Here is a 15,410-nt window from a genome sequence, read left to right on the forward strand (position 1 = left end):
AGACTATTTTTCTATCCCCGAGATGTTTTAAGCCCAATCGCTAAGCGCGCCTCAGGTGTCGATGGCATCCATAAAATCGAGCATGCCTTGGTGTCGTACAAGTTTGCGATGATTCGCCCAGAGCGCTTTTATTTTCTCCTGATTGCATGCTTTTCGATCAACGAGTACCCGAGTTTTCAGCTCGCCAATGGCCGTCGCTGTTGGGCATTTACTGAATACAAACTGATTGCTAATTAAATCCATAAATGGGCCAGACTTACTTGTCGGCATAATGAATACCAATTGCAAACCAAGTGTTTCAGTTAGGTAGTTAATAACTTCGCGGGAACGCGTTTCGTCCATTTTAGAAAAGGCTTCATCGACAAGAACCATGCGTAGGTGTGCGCTGCCCTCGTTAAACCTAAAGGCTGATGTTACCGCGGCCGAGCGAATAATATAGGCGGGCGTCTCTAATTGGCCGCCCGAGCCCGTGCCGTATTGGCTTAGGGCAATCGGGGCTTTGCCTTCGGGCTCTTTATAGATTTCGTAGTGGCGGTAATGACGGTAGTCACTAATGCGGCCGAGTTCGCGCAACGCGACTTGCTCGTCTTTATCAAGCAGCATGGCCAACATTTTATCGCGTACATTGCAGGCGCTGTCGGACAGTTCGGCATCGAATAAGCTTGCTCCGTCACCCAGATTGGGTAAGTCGATAACCTCTTTAAAAAATCGCCAATACTCTCGGTATTCTGGCACCCATTCGTAACCAAAATAAAATCGTTCGCGATCGGCGCCGAAGCGATGACTTTCCAGTTCGCGATTAAGATCGTCGAGGATGCGCTTGCCGTCGCTAATCGCCTGATAAATGGAGTGGCATAAATTGGTTACGAAGGCGGTGTTAAAGCTATCTTTTAGGGCTAATAGTTTGTCGTATTTACTGATCAGAACGTTATTTTTTAAGCGGTTGTGAATTAAATCAGCCTCAGACGTTAATTTAACAATACGCTGAAAAAAGTCTTCGCCGTGGCGCTCACCAAAACCGGTATCGTAGACGATAGCATCGTGTTGATTGCAGTGTTGGTTGTGCGCGAGGATGGTTTGGTAGAGTTCTCGTTCGATTTTTTCTAAGCGGCCGCTGAGGGTTTGTACTTCGTCTTCGAAATTAAAATCGCTGGCATTGGCGGCGCGAGTGTCGGCCGTTTGCAAGGCTTGACTGCTGTCAAAGTCGAGATGGATATTGGCGATATTTTCAATATTGCGCTCTTCGGCTTCCTGACTTTGTTGGAACACCTCCACAGCATCGGCTAGTTCTTTGACTTTGCGGCTGTACTGACGTTCTCGCTCCTGTAAGCGACCTACTTCTTTGCCTAGCTCACGGTTTTGTTCTTCTTGTTCTTTATAGGAAGACTTTAGCTGCTGAAGCTGTTGCTCTAGTTGTTCGAAATCACTTAGGTCAATACGGGCCAGCGCGGATTCTGCCGCTTGAGATTCGCGGTGTAAGCGCAGCATGGCTTGAATAACGTCACTGCATACAACAGGTTTAATCGATTCGATTAGTTCGAATGCGCGAGCGACGTATTGGTAATCTTGTTCGACGTTATTGGCTTCAATAGTGAGCTGTTCGCATTCGCGCTGCTTTGCCTTGAGAGCGCGTTCGCGGGCGTTTTGGCCGAACACAAGTTCACTGTCGTCGAGGTCGCAACGCCACATACTATAGTTGCCAGAGGCTAAGCCTTCGGGGGTTAAACCACGAGCGGTGTTGCGCAATACTTCGGCGCTTTCGACTCGCAACACGCTACCGTAGGATGCACGTAAATAAAACTCGGCGGTTTTGTGGCTGAATTCCATTACGCCGAGGATCGATTCGCGCGCGAGGCTAAGGCGGTCGGAGTCGCGGCTAGCCTTACCGCCTTGAATTACGCGGGCGCGGCTGCGGCGTGCGTCGGGCAGGTTGCGAACAATGCGAATGGCTTCCGCTTCGTACTCGGGCTCGACCATTATGGAAAAGCGTGCACCGCCAATATAGCCTTCGATAGCCATCTGCCAGCGTTCATCGATAACTTCTATATAATCACACAGCACACGCGGGTCGGCTTCGGGGCAGGATTTGTTAATGGCCTGTAGCGCAGTTTCTACATAGGCTGGATAGCTGACTTTGCGGCTTTCTAGCAGGGTAATTTCACGCTGTTTTTGTTGCAGCTTTTGTAGGCCGTCTTGGCGTTTGCGCAAATGGTTGTTTAACTGCTGAGCGACTTGATCTCGAATTGATGCATTACTATTGGTCTGATTTGCTGCGTGAAAAAATTCTGCCCAGCGGCGGTGCTGAATTTCTGAACTCAACACTTGATCAAGATAGTTTTCCAGAGGGGCGATATCGATCCAATCGGTCCCGAGTAATTGTGTTAAATCGATGCCGCCATCGTTAACCGAAGCCGCAACGGTTTTAGCCAGCGTGCGAAACTCTTTTGCGTCTAGCGCTGGAATGCTCGCGCCGAGTGAACACTGCGCTAATACTTTGACTAGCGCTTGGCTGTTTTGTGCATTGCGACTCAGCTGTTGATCCTGCTCTAGTAGTGGCCGAGCTTTCTCGACTAGCTCACGATTGTTTTTGGCAATCAAGCTTTCGAGCTGATCTTTATCTTGTAAGGCTTGAATACCTTGGCGCTGCGCTTCTAGGGCAATGCGTTGTTCGTGAATTTGACTGCGACGTTGCTCACAAATATCAATTCGATTTTCCGTTTCAGCTATCGCTTCTAAGGTCGCTTTTTGCTCCGTTTTGGCCGATATGTAATTTTTTTGGTTCAACTGTACGCGACGTGAAGCTTCCGTGTAGCGCGCCACACTGCGTTCTATCCAAGTATCAATGTAGGTCTGCGAGCCCTCTTTGGCGCGAGCGAGGATGGTAATAGAGTCGCGGATCGCTCGGGTGTCAGATTCCATTTGATGAATAGTTTTCATCAAATCGGAGACGTTGCGAATGGCATCGCCGAGATCTTTTGGCTCCATAATTTCGCGTGCGACGAACTCATTAATACTTTTAACGGGCTTGTACGCCATAAAGTTGGAGAAGGTGCGCGCTGCATGCTTGGCTTCGCGATCGGATACTGCATCGCGGCGACCGCGCAATGCGCCGTAAAGACGCCGTAAGTAAGCGCCTTTTTTATCGTAAACTTCAACGTTTTTTGAACCGAACTCTTTTTTTAATAGTGTGCTAATCGAGTCGAGTGGAACAATATGCTTGCCGTCGGGATAGCTGCGTACAAAGTGAGATAAGCTCAACTGCTCGCCCGGCAAAATAATAAACGTTAATTCATCGAGTCGCGCTTGTTTCTGGTTGCCTGCGGTGTCGACGTGCGCGCGCATGCACATTACCGCCGTAAAAGCCTCTGCGCTTTCGCCTTGGGTTGGATGAAATATACCGGCGACATAACCGTCGCTTGGTTGCGGGCGCGCATAGCTACCATCATCGCAACCAAGTACATAGGAGGCGAGGGTGCGGACTTGTTTTCCGCCTCGACCTTTCTGAGTCGTTTCGTCTTGGCCGGGGTTATAGTTAAATAAATTTTCGTAAGCGGCAGTCATTAAACTTTGAATGGCGTCGGCAGCAGTCGTTTTTCCTGAGCCATTACCGCCGGAAAATAAATTGATTGGGCCGAATTCGAATTCGAGGTGGGGGATATTTCCCCAGTTCACAAATATGCCTTTTTTTAGCAGCATTATTCTTTCCCTCGGTTAAATAAGCTCGCGGCCGAGTCAAGTTGGGATGCGTCCTTATCAAGATCTAAATCGTTGTTGTTATCTTGCAGTGAATCTTCCGCTGCAGAGTGTAATGGCTGGTCACCGAGTAGGGCGTTGAGTACGTCGTCGCTTACGAAGCTGGTGATTGCCGGTTGAATGCTAATCCAGCTTTCTTGGCTGTCGAAATCGTCGTCGATGTTCAGTTGTATGAGGCGCAGTTGTCGCAACCGGCGAAATAAATTTTTGCGCTCTATCTGGCCTTCTGGAAGGCTGCGTTTTAGCAGGTGGTTCATAGCGATGGCTAAGGCTTCTAGGGATAACATCACTCGGCCTTTGTCGTCTACTTGACCTTCGCGCAGTGCTTTTTCGTATTCTGCGCGCAACACCAAAATAACGGCGACTTCCTGTTGGCTGGGGCGAGCGCGAAAGCCGCTATTAAAAGGCGAGTGCTGCTCGTCGATTAATCCGGGCACTGTGGCACCGGGCGGGTAGATTCGCACGAAAGCAAATTGACGGTCGTGTTGTATGCGTACACCAATAACGGAAAGATAGGATTCGATGGCTTCTTGGCAGAGCAAGTAACGGTCGTAGAGGCCCGCTTCAATTTGGCTTTCGTCTCGACTGATTACGCCGTAATCCAAGAGGCGTACCAGTATGTCTGAATACTCGTCACGACTGACCCCGGTAGGCTCTAATATTTTTTCAATAAAACTGTCTATCATTTATCGGCTTCTGTGCTTACAGCAATTGTTTGCGGTACAGGCGTTCCGGTTTGCGGAGCGTCTGAAATAAGTTCAATGGTAAATTCGTCGGGCGAGGTGAAGTAATCTGACGAAAGTTCACGCTCGCTGTACTCAACCTTAAAGTAAAAACCGTCGCGATTAATATTACTGGAGCCAACCTCAATAGCGTGGGCCATGGCGAGCAAATCTTGGGCGCTGTCGATGGGGAGTTGGCTAGTAGAAATTCGTTGGCCGTCGCGTAGCGATTTTACGACGTAGTTGCGCAAGCTTTGATTGTTAATGTTAAACGCTTGGTCGAGGAGTTGTTGGATGATAATTTCACGCTGAGCGCTGCTGTCTAGCGCTTGCGCTTCTTGTACTGCAGTGTTTACGGCTTGTGCGGTTTTTCGCTCTTGCAGGCGAATATGGCCAGGGTCTACCAATTGTAAGCGCATACTTGCCATGATATCGGCTGCCGCGTTTAGCCGTAGCTTGTAGTCTTTGTCATCGAGGTTTTGCAAGTTGTTGCACACTTGCAATAGGTCAGTATTTTTTTGGCTGGTAAGATAACTTAACTGGCGAATAATAATGTCGGCACGTTTAGTAAAGCTATGCAGTGCGCGGCGCAGCGCGGGTAACATAATGTCAGCGGCATTACCCATACGCCGTTCGATGGTATCCAGAATTAACCAAAGTACAGATTGGCCTGGCGTAACAAGCTCGGGAAATCGACGGCGTAAGTCTTGTTCAATCTCGCGTTTACTTTCGGTTTTTTTATGGCGAATTTTAGCAATGGCTTTTTGAATTCTATTGCGATGTTTTTCTACGCTATCGGCGGACAGGCGCACCGAAACATCGGGCTGGAAACGTTTTTCCATGAATTCAAAAAATTGATCGCTAGCCTGTTGTACAAGCTGCTGAGATTCAACTTCGCGCACTAGTTCGCGCTTGCGTTCTTCCAACTCGGCAATGATGTCGGTGAAGTCGGTGATGATGCGCTCGGAACAATCGAAGGCGTCGATCAAATCGTAAGTATCGCCGCGATTAATAAAGGCTTCGAGTGCGTTCAAGGTATTGCGTGTGTTGCGATGGCGGGTTCGAATTTGAGTACTGTCGGATTCCACCAGCGGCTGAGTGAAAAGCCGTCCCATGCGGGTAAACGGATAGGTGGTTTGCAGTGTGGCGCCATCGACTTGTTTTTCGAGCCAGCCATAGTCGAGCAACTGTTTCAGTATCCAGTTGGCTTGCTCACGGTTGTTTTTGAAGCGAGTTTGGTCTTCATCACCGTCTTCCAGCTCTAATACCGGCGCGCGTACTAGCGCCTCTTCCAGTATTTCGATTGCCTGATCACGGGAAAGCGAATGGCCGTAGTCGGCGTTGGAGCTGTAGAGCCGCTCGTATAGGAGGCACAGGCACTGCACCACCTGCTCACGATACTTACTGGTGAGCGGTTTGAAAAAGTGCTGACGTTCGCTGTTGAAGAACATGGCGCTCGGCTGTGGAGGATGGGGGGAGTATGGTAGTGGGTTTGATTAAGAGGGGGAAGGGGAGTTGCCGCGCATTGCGAGCAAATTTTAGATATAAAAAAACCCCGACCTAAGTCGAGGTTTTCTAGTATGGCGCACTCGGGAGGATTCGAACCTCCGACCGCTCGGTTCGTAGCCGAGTACTCTATCCAGCTGAGCTACGAGTGCGAAAAGCCGGCTTAATTGCTGCCGTCTTGAGGGCGCGTATATTATTCAGTTGGACAGGGTGAGTCAAGAGGGAATTTCAGCAATAGGCAGATTATTTTCGATCGCAGGGTATCGAGAACCTTGTCTGTTTAAATTTGAGTTAAACTTATCCTTTGACACGATTTGGATTTGCGGCTTTGTGCGCCCCCACATTCTAGGTGGCGGCAATAGGAGCCTGGACTTAAACATCAAATGTTTACGGAAAATGAGGTAGCAACTTGAAATCAAAAATATTGGAATCGTCACCGCGCAAGAGTATTGCGCTTATTGCTCACGATAATATGAAAGGCGATTTGGGTCGCTGGGCCTCCAAACATAAAGACCGACTAGCTAAGCACAACCTTTATGCCACAGGAACTACGGGCTACAAGTTGGAAACATCGACGGGTTTACCGATCACTAAATGTGCTAGCGGCCCTCTGGGTGGCGATCAGCAGATTGGGGCAAAGATTTCGGAGGGGGAGATCGATATGCTGATCTTCTTCTGGGATCCGTTTGAACCAATGCCCCATGATCCAGACGTTAAGGCGTTATTGCGTATTGCTGCCGTGTGGAATATTCCCGTGGCCTGTAATCAGGCTTCTGCGGACTTTTTGATAACGTCTTCATTTTTCGACACAACCTATTCCCGTCAAGTACCCGATTACGAATCTTATATTCGCGAGCGTACAGTCTAAATAGAAAATACTTGCGGGCTTTGGCCTGCAAGGTTGTCGCGTACCTCTCACCCCTAGTTACTGTAGGTTTGATGATCTAGCTGATTATTTAGCTTTACTGTCGAGTGGGTGGCGGTGGCCGCCTTAATTCCGGCCGCAATAGTTGTTAGACTGCCTCCAATGATTGACTAAATAAATATTGGGGAGTGGGTTTATGGGATGTTTTGGGGTTACTGCCGGTTCGATTCGATTTGCAGCGGCGGCGACACGAATCGCGCTAACCGCTGCTGCGCTGTCTATCAGCACACTGCTTAGTGGCTGCACTGGCCCCTCATCTGAGCCCCCTTCACCCGAAGCTACGTTAGGTGTCTACTCTTCCCCGCCAGTTAATGATCTTGCTAACAATGCCATGCTTACCCCCGACGGTCGTGGGGCTATAGCATCGGTGAATTCCATCGCCACCGAAGCGGGTTTGGCGGCTTTTGCCAAGGGGGGCAACGCCATTGACGCCGCTTTGGCGGTTGCCTTTACGCTAGGCGTTGTGGATGGTTTCAACTCTGGCTTGGGTGGCGGTTGTTTTATTGTAGCGCGTACCGCAGCGGGTGAATTACTTGCTATAGATGGCCGTGAAATGGCGCCTGCGCTCGCTCACGCCAATATGTTTAATCCCTCAGGCGCTACAGACCTTCAGCTAAGTCGAACCGGGGCCTTGGCTATAGGTGTGCCAGGTTCTGTTGCCGCGCTCGAACTATTGCATCAAAAGGGCGGGAAGCTAAATTGGTCCGACAGCCTTTTGCCCGCGGCACGCCTAGCCGAGCAGGGGTTTGTTATCGATGAGCTGTACGCGAAACGTTTGGCGGGAAAGGCGAGTGATTTAGCGCGGTTTGACGCAAGTGCTGAAATATTTCTCGATGACGGTCAGCCATTGCCGCAAGGGTCTGTACTACGGCAGCTAGATCTTGCTAAAACTTATCGAGCACTCGCTCAAGCTGGCAGCGATTATTTTTACCAAGGTGAGTTTGCTGCGGCTATAGATGCTTGGATGAAAGCAAATGGCGGTCTAGTGCGTGCCTCCGATTTCAAGGGTTATAAAGTACTTCTGCGTGAGCCTGTTGTGTCTGAATATAACGGCTTTGAAGTTGTTGGTTTCCCCCCGCCCAGTTCTGGTGGCACAGCCGTTAGTCAGCTGTTAAATGTACTGCAGGCGTTTGACCTTAAGACGATGAGTGAAGTCGATCGCTATCATGTAATCATTGAAGCGATGAAGTTGGTTTTTGCCGATCGCGCTTACTGGATGGGCGACCCAGATTTTGTCGATGTGCCAAAAGGTTTGTTAGACAAACACTACGCGGACTCACTGGCGGCAAAGATCGATCCACAGCAAGCGGCTAAGGATGTTCGTGCCGGTACTCCACCGAACGCGAAAACTGATCTATTTAATCGTCATACAACCCATATTACTGTTGCCGATGCCGAGGGTAATTGGGTGACGATAACGACGACCTTGAATACCCCATTTGGCAGTAAGGTCGCTATCCCGGGGACGGGCGTGGTAATGAATAATCAAATGGATGATTTTAATACGCGTCCTAATACGGGCAATGCATTTGATCTTATCACCTACGATGCGAATCGCGTCGAACCCTTCAAGCGGCCACTTTCTAGCATGAGTCCAACCTTGGTGTTCAAAAAGGGCGAGCCGGTGATGGCGCTTGGCGCTGCCGGAGGGCCAACGATCATTACTCAGGTCGCGCAGGTATTGGTCAACAGTTTGGCGTTGGGTATGGATTTGCCCGCAGCAATGGCGGCGCCGCGCGTGCACCATCAGTGGCGCCCCGATCGAACCTTGATTGACCCTTTTACATCGCCGGATTTGCGCGCGGGTCTAGACAAAAAGGGGCATAACTTAGTTGATTGGCCGCCGTTTGGTGCGACTCAAGCCATCGAAAAAACGGCGACGGGGTTTGTCGCTGTAAGTGAACCACGGCTGGTGTGGCGTATAGAGGCTAACTAGTAGTCATTTCGACCTAAAGGCGCAAGAAACTGAGCCAATATTCGATCTAGAACAAGAAGCGGTTAGGACAATGCCTTTAGTATTTCTTCACGGTCACGCAGTTTTTTGATCTTTTCAAATAGCGCGTCAGCTTCGGGGAAATTGCGCTTTAGGTAAAACAGCCATTGTTTAAGTCGATTGCCCGTGTGCTTCGCGGGGTAACTAAGGCTGGTGCCACTGAAAAACATGCGTACATGTATGAGAAGTTCCGCCCACGGCATGAGTTCATAATTTAGTCCGGCTTCATATTGCTTTATGGCGTAGGCGAGGTCGGGGCGAGCTAGTAGCCCTCGACCAAGCATGATATCGCCGCGCCCGCATTGCTCGATGCAGTTCTGGTAGTCTTCGAGGCTCCAAATTTCGCCATTGGCAACAACTGGAATCGAGAGCTGCTGACGGATTTCTCCAATGTAATGCCAGTGTGCTGGCGGTTTGTAGCCATCTGCTTTTGAGCGCGCGTGGACGACCAGCTCGTTAGCACCGGCGAGCTCTATGGCTTCCGCATTGCGTAGGTAGCTCGCGCGATCGTCGTAGCCAAGTCGAATTTTGGCGGTTACTGGAATTTCAGTTGGAACAGCTTCACGCACAGCCGCAACTATGTCATGGATCAGGGAGGTGTCATCCAGTAGGCAAGCGCCACCTTTGTGATTGTTGACGGTCTTTGATGGGCAGCCAAAGTTTAGGTCGATTGCTGGGGCACCCATGGCGGCGGCTTTGGCGGCATTTTCGGCTAGTGTTTCGGGGACGCTGCCGAGCAGTTGCAGGCGCAGCGGATAATTCGCGTGTTGCTCGAGTTCGGGTGCCGCCTTTAAGAAAACTTTGTTGGGCAATAAATGACTGGTGACGCGAACGAATTCGGTAACGCAAATATCGATGCCGCTTGGTTTTATTGCGGTAAGTGTCTGGCGCATGTGGTGGTCAACGACGCCTTCCATAGGGGCTAAGAATATTCGCATTTAGTCTGTCGGCAGTGGCTAAGGGGAAGTCGCGGCAAGTCTAGCAGAACGCTGTATCTATGACAGTCGAAAAACAAGTGCGCACTTGGTTCTAATTCAGTGTAATTTAGGGCCTTCATCTCTAGTTTGGAGCCCCGTGTCAAGGGTGTTCGTGTTGATGAGTTTGTCTGTTGTTGAGTGCTAAAATAACACTAACTGCTCTTTTTTTGCCCTTTGTGCTCAAACTGCGACCAAAGAGTGGTCGATTTTCGGTGCCAGCACTTGCCCTAGGGGGGCGATTTTCTTTATCTTATGCGGCCGCGCGCGGCCAACACTGAATTTTTGCATCGAAAACATTGGTCTAGGTGCGTGTGTAGGTTGGGTCATAGCAACGAACTTTAGTGATATAGGGGCAGGATAAAAACAATGCAAACACATCTATGGAACGAAGGTTTTGATCTCCTGCTTTATGGCATGGGCACGGTTTTTGTGTTCCTGACGCTTTTGGTGCTAGCCACGACTCTGATGTCAAAGATCGTGACTCGATTCTTTCCTGAAGCGCCTATTGTTCTACCCGAACCGGCGGTAATGAATGCCCACGCAGAATCGGTAGATAGCCGTACTCTGGCGATAATTAAGTCTGCCATACAGGTGCACAGAGCCAAGCAAGGTAAAGCATAGGGTAGGCGGTAAGAAACCGAGCTTTCGCGTCACTATTTCGCGTTAATAATTTAGCAAATCACAACAGAGGCGGTTGTAAATGAGTAACACAAAGAAACCATTGGGTGTCACTGAGGTGGTGCTGCGAGACGCGCATCAGTCTCTGTTTGCAACCCGTATGCGTATCGATGACATGCTACCGATCGCTGAAGATCTCGATAATGTAGGTTATTGGTCTCTTGAAACTTGGGGTGGGGCGACGTTCGACGCCTGTATCCGCTTTCTCGGTGAGGATCCCTGGGATCGTATTCGCGAGCTTAAAAAAGCAATGCCGAAAACGCCGCAACAGATGTTATTTCGAGGCCAAAATATTCTTGGTTATCGGCACTATGCCGATGACGTAGTTATTAAGTTTGTTGAGCGTGCAGCCAAGAATGGCGTTGATGTGTTTCGCGTGTTTGATGCCATGAATGATATGCGTAATATCGCTACGGCTTTAAAAGCGGTTAAAGATGTCGGCAAGCATGCTCAAGGCACCATTTCTTATACCTCTAGCCCAGTCCACACGATCGACAAGTGGGTAGCTCAAGGTAAAGAAATTGAAGATATGGGCGCCGACTCGATCGTTATTAAGGATATGGCCGGACTTCTCAAGCCCTATGAGGGTTTTGAGTTAGTTAGCCGCTTGAAAGCGTCCTGTGATATTCCAATTCATTTCCACTGCCATGCTACTACCGGCCTTGCGCACTCCACTATTATAAAAGTTGCTGAAGCGGGTATCGATAATGTCGACACCGCTATTTCCTCCATGTCGACTACCTATGGTCACAGCCCAACCGAAACCTTAGTGGCCGCACTTGAGGGCACTGAACGCGATACCGGTTTAGATTTGGCTAGGTTGGAAAAAATCGCACTTTACTTCCGTGAAGTTCGAAAAAAATATGCGAAATTCGAGGGCTCCTTGAAGGGAGTGGATGCACGTATTCTTATCGCTCAAGTTCCCGGTGGAATGCTTACCAACATGGAAGGACAGTTGAAAGAGCAGGGCGCTAGCGACCGTATGGACGAGGTGTTAGAAGAAATACCACGCGTGCGCAAAGATTTGGGATATATCCCGCTGGTGACTCCAACATCTCAGATTGTTGGCACTCAAGCGGTGTTGAATGTGTTGAGTGGTGAGCGTTATAAGAATATCTCTAAAGAAACCCGCGGTATTCTGCGCGGTGAATATGGTTTACCGCCAGCTCCTATGAATGCTGAACTGCAGGCTAAAGTGCTAGAAGAAGGCGAAACGCCCATTACTTGTCGCCCTGCTGATTTGATCGAGCCAGAACTGGCTGCGTTGGCCAAAGAGTTAAAAGAAAAGGCGGAAGCGACGTCAGTAGAGCTGCGAGCTGGGGATCAAGAAATTGATGACGTTCTTACTTACGCACTATTCCCGCAAGTCGGCTTGAAGTTTCTGACTAATCGCGGCAACCCTGAAGCGTTCGAGCCAGTTCCAACAGGTAAAGAAACGACCGGTGTTAAGAATGATGCCGGTGATTCCGTATACACCGTTAACGTTGAAGGCAAAGACTACACGGTCACGGTAAATGATGGTGGCGACTTGTCCGGCATTGTAGCAATTGGTACTTCAGCAGAGGTATCTGGTGCCGCGGCTGCTGGAGGAGAGCCTGTAAATGCGCCACTGGCAGGTAATATTTTCCGTGTAATGGTTCGTCCGGGCCAAAATATAGAAGAGGGTGCAACACTGCTTGTACTTGAGGCTATGAAGATGGAAACGCAAATATGCGCGCCGCGCTCGGGAATCATCGGTGTCGTGAACGTTAAAGAAGGTGATGTGGTTGCTGTTGGCGATCCGTTACTGACTATCGCCTAATCATCGAGGTTTTTCATGGGTAATTTGTTACAGCTTTGGCAGGCGACTGGTCTATATCATCTGCAATTGGGGCAATTAGCGATGCTTGCTATTTGTTTGCTGTTGTTGTTTTTAGCCATTAAAAAAGGCTTCGAGCCACTACTGCTAGTGCCCATAGGTTTTGGCGGTATTCTGGCGAACATTCCTTGGGCTGGGATGGCGTTACCTGCGGTTGATAACGCGATTGTTGCCGCAGATCCATCGCTGATGATTGAGTTGGCGCGGATTTTAGGGGTGGCGAGTTGGGATAGTCTAAAAGAGTTGTCGACGGCTTATGGGTCGGCTGCGCCTGTCGTGCAGCATGCCGCTGCAGAGTTGGCACTGACGGCTGGCTACTCCAACGGTATGCTCTATAACTTTTACACAGTCTCGATCGCTAGCGGCGCGGCGCCGCTGATTATCTTTATGGGCGTGGGTGCGATGACGGATTTCGGTCCGTTGCTGGCTAATCCGAAAACCCTATTTCTTGGCGCTGCGGCGCAGTTTGGTATCTTCGCTACCATTATTGGTGCGGTTACACTGTCCTCTTTTGGCATTATTGATTTTAGTATTGCTGACGCTGCCGCTATTGGCATTATTGGTGGTGCCGATGGCCCTACCGCCATTTACGTGGCCAGTAAGCTGGCCCCTGACCTGTTAGGTGCGATTGCCGTTGCTGCCTATTCCTATATGGCATTGGTTCCGTTGATCCAGCCTCCAATTATGCGTTTGCTTACCACCAAGGCTGAGCGTCAGATTGTGATGACCCAACTGCGAACGGTTAGTCGCCGGGAAAAAATTGTCTTTCCTATCGTGCTATTGGTGTTGGTTGCCTTAATTCTTCCCGATGCGGCGCCGTTACTGGGTATGTTCTGTTTTGGTAATCTTATGCGTGAGAGCGGTGTAGTTGACCGTTTGTCCGAGACCACTCAGCACGCCTTAATTAATATCACTACCATCTTCCTCGGTCTTTCGGTGGGTTCCAAGCTGGCTGCAGATAAGTTTCTCGACCCGAAAACCCTCGGTATTCTACTGCTTGGTATGGTTGCCTTTGCTATCGGTACTGCAATGGGTGTGTTGATGGCGAAGTTGATGAATTTGGTGAGCCGACAAAAAATCAATCCTTTGATCGGATCTGCCGGTGTTTCAGCGGTTCCTATGGCGGCACGGGTATCCAATAAGATTGGTCAAGAAGCCAACCCCCACAACTTCTTGTTGATGCACGCGATGGGCCCAAATGTTGCCGGTGTTATTGGGTCCGCTGTTGCTGCTGGTGTTATGATCACCATGGTAACGGCAATGGGCGCATAGTTTGCCCTCACAAGAGACCGCATCGCCAATTTTGCTTAATTAGCTGAGTTGGCGATGCAGTTGTTTTTCCGGTGGCGTAAGTACATCAGATACTTAGCCGAGATAGTGTATCGGGGCGGTTATAATTTGCTCGCTTTGTACTCAAATCATGCTTTACTCAAGTAATTAATTTACATCTATTTCCATATCGCGCCACCTATATAGTAGAATGCGCGCATTTTTTCATGCACTTAAAATTCCTCACGGAGAATTCTATGTATAGACGTACAAAAATTGTCGCCACGCTAGGTCCCGCTACAGATGAACCAGGTATTCTGGAAAAGCTGATAATTGCGGGGGTGAATGTGGTGCGTATGAATTTCTCCCACGGCAGCCCCGAAGACCATCTGGGGCGAGCTAAGCAGGTCCGTGAGATTTCCGCACGCCATAAAACCTACGTTGCGATTTTAGGTGATTTACAAGGCCCCAAGATTCGTGTCGCTCGCTTTGCGGATGGTCCGATTCAGTTGAACATCGGCGACAAATTTGCGTTAGATTCAACGCTTGAGCGCGACGCTGGCAACCAGAAAGAAGTGGGCATCGATTATAAAGAGCTGCCGCGAGACGTTAACCCAGACGACATGCTGTTGTTGGATGATGGTCGTGTAGTGCTAAAAGTTGTGTCAGTTGAAGGCGAGCGTATTCACACAGAAGTGGTTGTAGGTGGAAAACTCTCCAATAACAAGGGTATTAATCGTCAGGGCGGCGGTTTGACTGCTCCGGCGTTGACTGACAAGGATCGCGCTGATATTAAAACAGCTGTTGAAATTGGCGTAGATTACCTCGCTGTTTCCTTCCCGCGTACAGCGGAAGACATGAATTTGGCTCGCCAGCTGTCACGTGATGCGGGCGGTAATATGTATATGGTCGCTAAAATTGAGCGCGCTGAAACAGTTGCTGACGATCAGGTTCTTGACGATATTATTTTAGCGTCTGACGCAGTAATGGTGGCGCGTGGTGATTTGGGTGTTGAAATTGGTGACGCTCAGTTGATCGGTGTTCAGAAACACATTATTGAGCGTGCTCGTGTACTGAATCGCTGTGTTATTACCGCAACGCAGATGATGGAAACTATGATCAGCAGCCCAATGCCGACTCGTGCAGAAGTGTTTGACGTTGCAAACGCTGTACTCGATGGCACTGATGCTGTGATGCTTTCTGCCGAGACTGCTGCTGGTATGTACCCAGTTCAAACGGTTGAAGCAATGGTACGTGTGATTCGCGGCGCGGAGAAAACGCCACAGGCCGAAACAGCTCCAGCTCGACCTAAAGATGGTTATGCCGCCATTGACCAAGCTGTTGCCATGGCGACTATGTACGCGGCACATGAGCTGAATAATGTGCGCTGTATTGCAGCTATGACAGAATCCGGCTCTACCGCTTTGTTAATGTCACGCTTTGGCGCTCGTTTGCCTATTTTTGCTATGTCTCGTAACGAAAAAACCCTACGTCGGGCAGCGCTGTTCCGCGGTGTTGAGCCGGTATTGTTCGATTCTGAAGCAATTCCACATGCGGAAACTAATTCACGCGCTATTGATTTGTTGCGCGAGCACGAAGAAGTTGAAGATGGCGACTTGGTCTTGGTATCTAAGGGTGATTACGCCAACGTTCACGGCGGCACTAACACCATGAAAATTATCAAAGTTGGCGCTGTCATTACCTGATAGCCAGTGATACTTTCACCACG

Annotated in this window: 10 protein-coding genes and 1 tRNA gene; 6 read left to right on the top strand and 5 right to left on the bottom strand. The window is 49.6% G+C overall.

Annotated features, from left to right (window positions below; genetic code table 11):
* Positions 1–51: 51 nt before the first annotated feature.
* From IDZ20_RS06715 to IDZ20_RS06730, 4 genes are all read right to left on the bottom strand, one after another.
* Positions 52–3,696 (bottom strand): ATP-binding protein, encoded by a 3,645-nt coding sequence (locus IDZ20_RS06715; RefSeq protein WP_188150658.1) that lies wholly within the window; start codon positions 3,694–3,696, stop codon positions 52–54.
* Positions 3,696–4,439, bottom strand: coding sequence for a DUF4194 domain-containing protein (locus IDZ20_RS06720; RefSeq protein WP_188150659.1), 744 nt, complete (start codon positions 4,437–4,439; stop codon positions 3,696–3,698). Before IDZ20_RS06720 ends, IDZ20_RS06715 begins: the two co-directional genes overlap by 1 nt.
* The gene (locus tag IDZ20_RS06725; protein WP_188150660.1) at positions 4,436–5,926 is read right to left on the bottom strand and encodes a Wadjet anti-phage system protein JetA family protein; all 1,491 of its coding nucleotides are present in this window, start codon (positions 5,924–5,926) and stop codon (positions 4,436–4,438) included. The genes IDZ20_RS06720 and IDZ20_RS06725 overlap by 4 nt, the downstream gene beginning before the upstream one ends.
* 130 nt (positions 5,927–6,056) lie before the next feature.
* Positions 6,057–6,133: transfer RNA gene (locus tag IDZ20_RS06730), tRNA-Arg, on the bottom strand.
* A 257-nt stretch (positions 6,134–6,390) separates the two neighbouring features.
* Here IDZ20_RS06730 and IDZ20_RS06735 point away from each other — a divergent pair.
* Entirely contained in the window at positions 6,391–6,849 is a 459-nt protein-coding gene (locus IDZ20_RS06735; RefSeq protein WP_188150661.1) for a methylglyoxal synthase, read from the top strand.
* Positions 6,850–7,042: 193 nt separating this feature from the next.
* Entirely contained in the window at positions 7,043–8,842 is a 1,800-nt protein-coding gene (gene ggt, locus IDZ20_RS06740) for a gamma-glutamyltransferase (RefSeq protein ID WP_245792170.1), read from the top strand.
* A gap of 62 nt (positions 8,843–8,904) precedes the next feature.
* Here the strand turns inward: ggt and IDZ20_RS06745 are convergent, their stop codons facing one another.
* Positions 8,905–9,837 carry a tRNA dihydrouridine synthase gene (locus IDZ20_RS06745; RefSeq protein WP_188150662.1) on the bottom strand — a complete coding sequence of 311 codons (933 nt, stop codon included), beginning with the start codon at positions 9,835–9,837 and terminating at the stop codon, positions 8,905–8,907.
* Between the two features lie 405 nt (positions 9,838–10,242).
* Between IDZ20_RS06745 and IDZ20_RS06750 the strand changes: the two genes are divergently transcribed.
* From IDZ20_RS06750 to pyk, 4 genes are all read left to right on the top strand, one after another.
* Positions 10,243–10,497, top strand: a complete 255-nt coding sequence (locus IDZ20_RS06750; protein WP_188150663.1) for an OadG family protein — start codon at positions 10,243–10,245, stop codon at positions 10,495–10,497.
* 79 nt (positions 10,498–10,576) lie between these two features.
* Positions 10,577–12,355, top strand: a complete 1,779-nt coding sequence (gene oadA, locus IDZ20_RS06755) for a sodium-extruding oxaloacetate decarboxylase subunit alpha (RefSeq protein ID WP_188150664.1) — start codon at positions 10,577–10,579, stop codon at positions 12,353–12,355.
* Between the two features lie 15 nt (positions 12,356–12,370).
* On the top strand, positions 12,371–13,684 hold the full coding sequence (locus tag IDZ20_RS06760; RefSeq protein ID WP_188150665.1) for a sodium ion-translocating decarboxylase subunit beta: 1,314 nt from the start codon (positions 12,371–12,373) through the stop codon (positions 13,682–13,684).
* A gap of 254 nt (positions 13,685–13,938) precedes the next feature.
* Positions 13,939–15,387 carry a pyruvate kinase gene (gene pyk / locus IDZ20_RS06765; protein WP_188150666.1) on the top strand — a complete coding sequence of 483 codons (1,449 nt, stop codon included), beginning with the start codon at positions 13,939–13,941 and terminating at the stop codon, positions 15,385–15,387.
* The last annotated feature ends 23 nt before the right edge of the window (positions 15,388–15,410 follow it).

Origin of the sequence: Teredinibacter waterburyi (genome assembly GCF_001922985.1) — a bacterium.
In the GTDB taxonomy this organism is placed as follows: Bacteria; Pseudomonadota; Gammaproteobacteria; order Pseudomonadales; family Cellvibrionaceae; genus Teredinibacter; species Teredinibacter waterburyi.

Coding starts and splice junctions, on each gene's coding strand:
- IDZ20_RS06715 (WP_188150658.1), bottom strand. CDS start 3,696: ATGCTGCTAAAAAAAGGCATATTTGTGAACTGGGGAAATATCCCCCAC.
- IDZ20_RS06720 (WP_188150659.1), bottom strand. CDS start 4,439: ATGATAGACAGTTTTATTGAAAAAATATTAGAGCCTACCGGGGTCAGT.
- IDZ20_RS06725 (WP_188150660.1), bottom strand. CDS start 5,926: ATGTTCTTCAACAGCGAACGTCAGCACTTTTTCAAACCGCTCACCAGT.
- ggt (WP_245792170.1), top strand. CDS start 7,043: ATGGGATGTTTTGGGGTTACTGCCGGTTCGATTCGATTTGCAGCGGCG.
- IDZ20_RS06745 (WP_188150662.1), bottom strand. CDS start 9,837: ATGCGAATATTCTTAGCCCCTATGGAAGGCGTCGTTGACCACCACATG.
- IDZ20_RS06750 (WP_188150663.1), top strand. CDS start 10,243: ATGCAAACACATCTATGGAACGAAGGTTTTGATCTCCTGCTTTATGGC.
- oadA (WP_188150664.1), top strand. CDS start 10,577: ATGAGTAACACAAAGAAACCATTGGGTGTCACTGAGGTGGTGCTGCGA.
- IDZ20_RS06760 (WP_188150665.1), top strand. CDS start 12,371: ATGGGTAATTTGTTACAGCTTTGGCAGGCGACTGGTCTATATCATCTG.
- pyk (WP_188150666.1), top strand. CDS start 13,939: ATGTATAGACGTACAAAAATTGTCGCCACGCTAGGTCCCGCTACAGAT.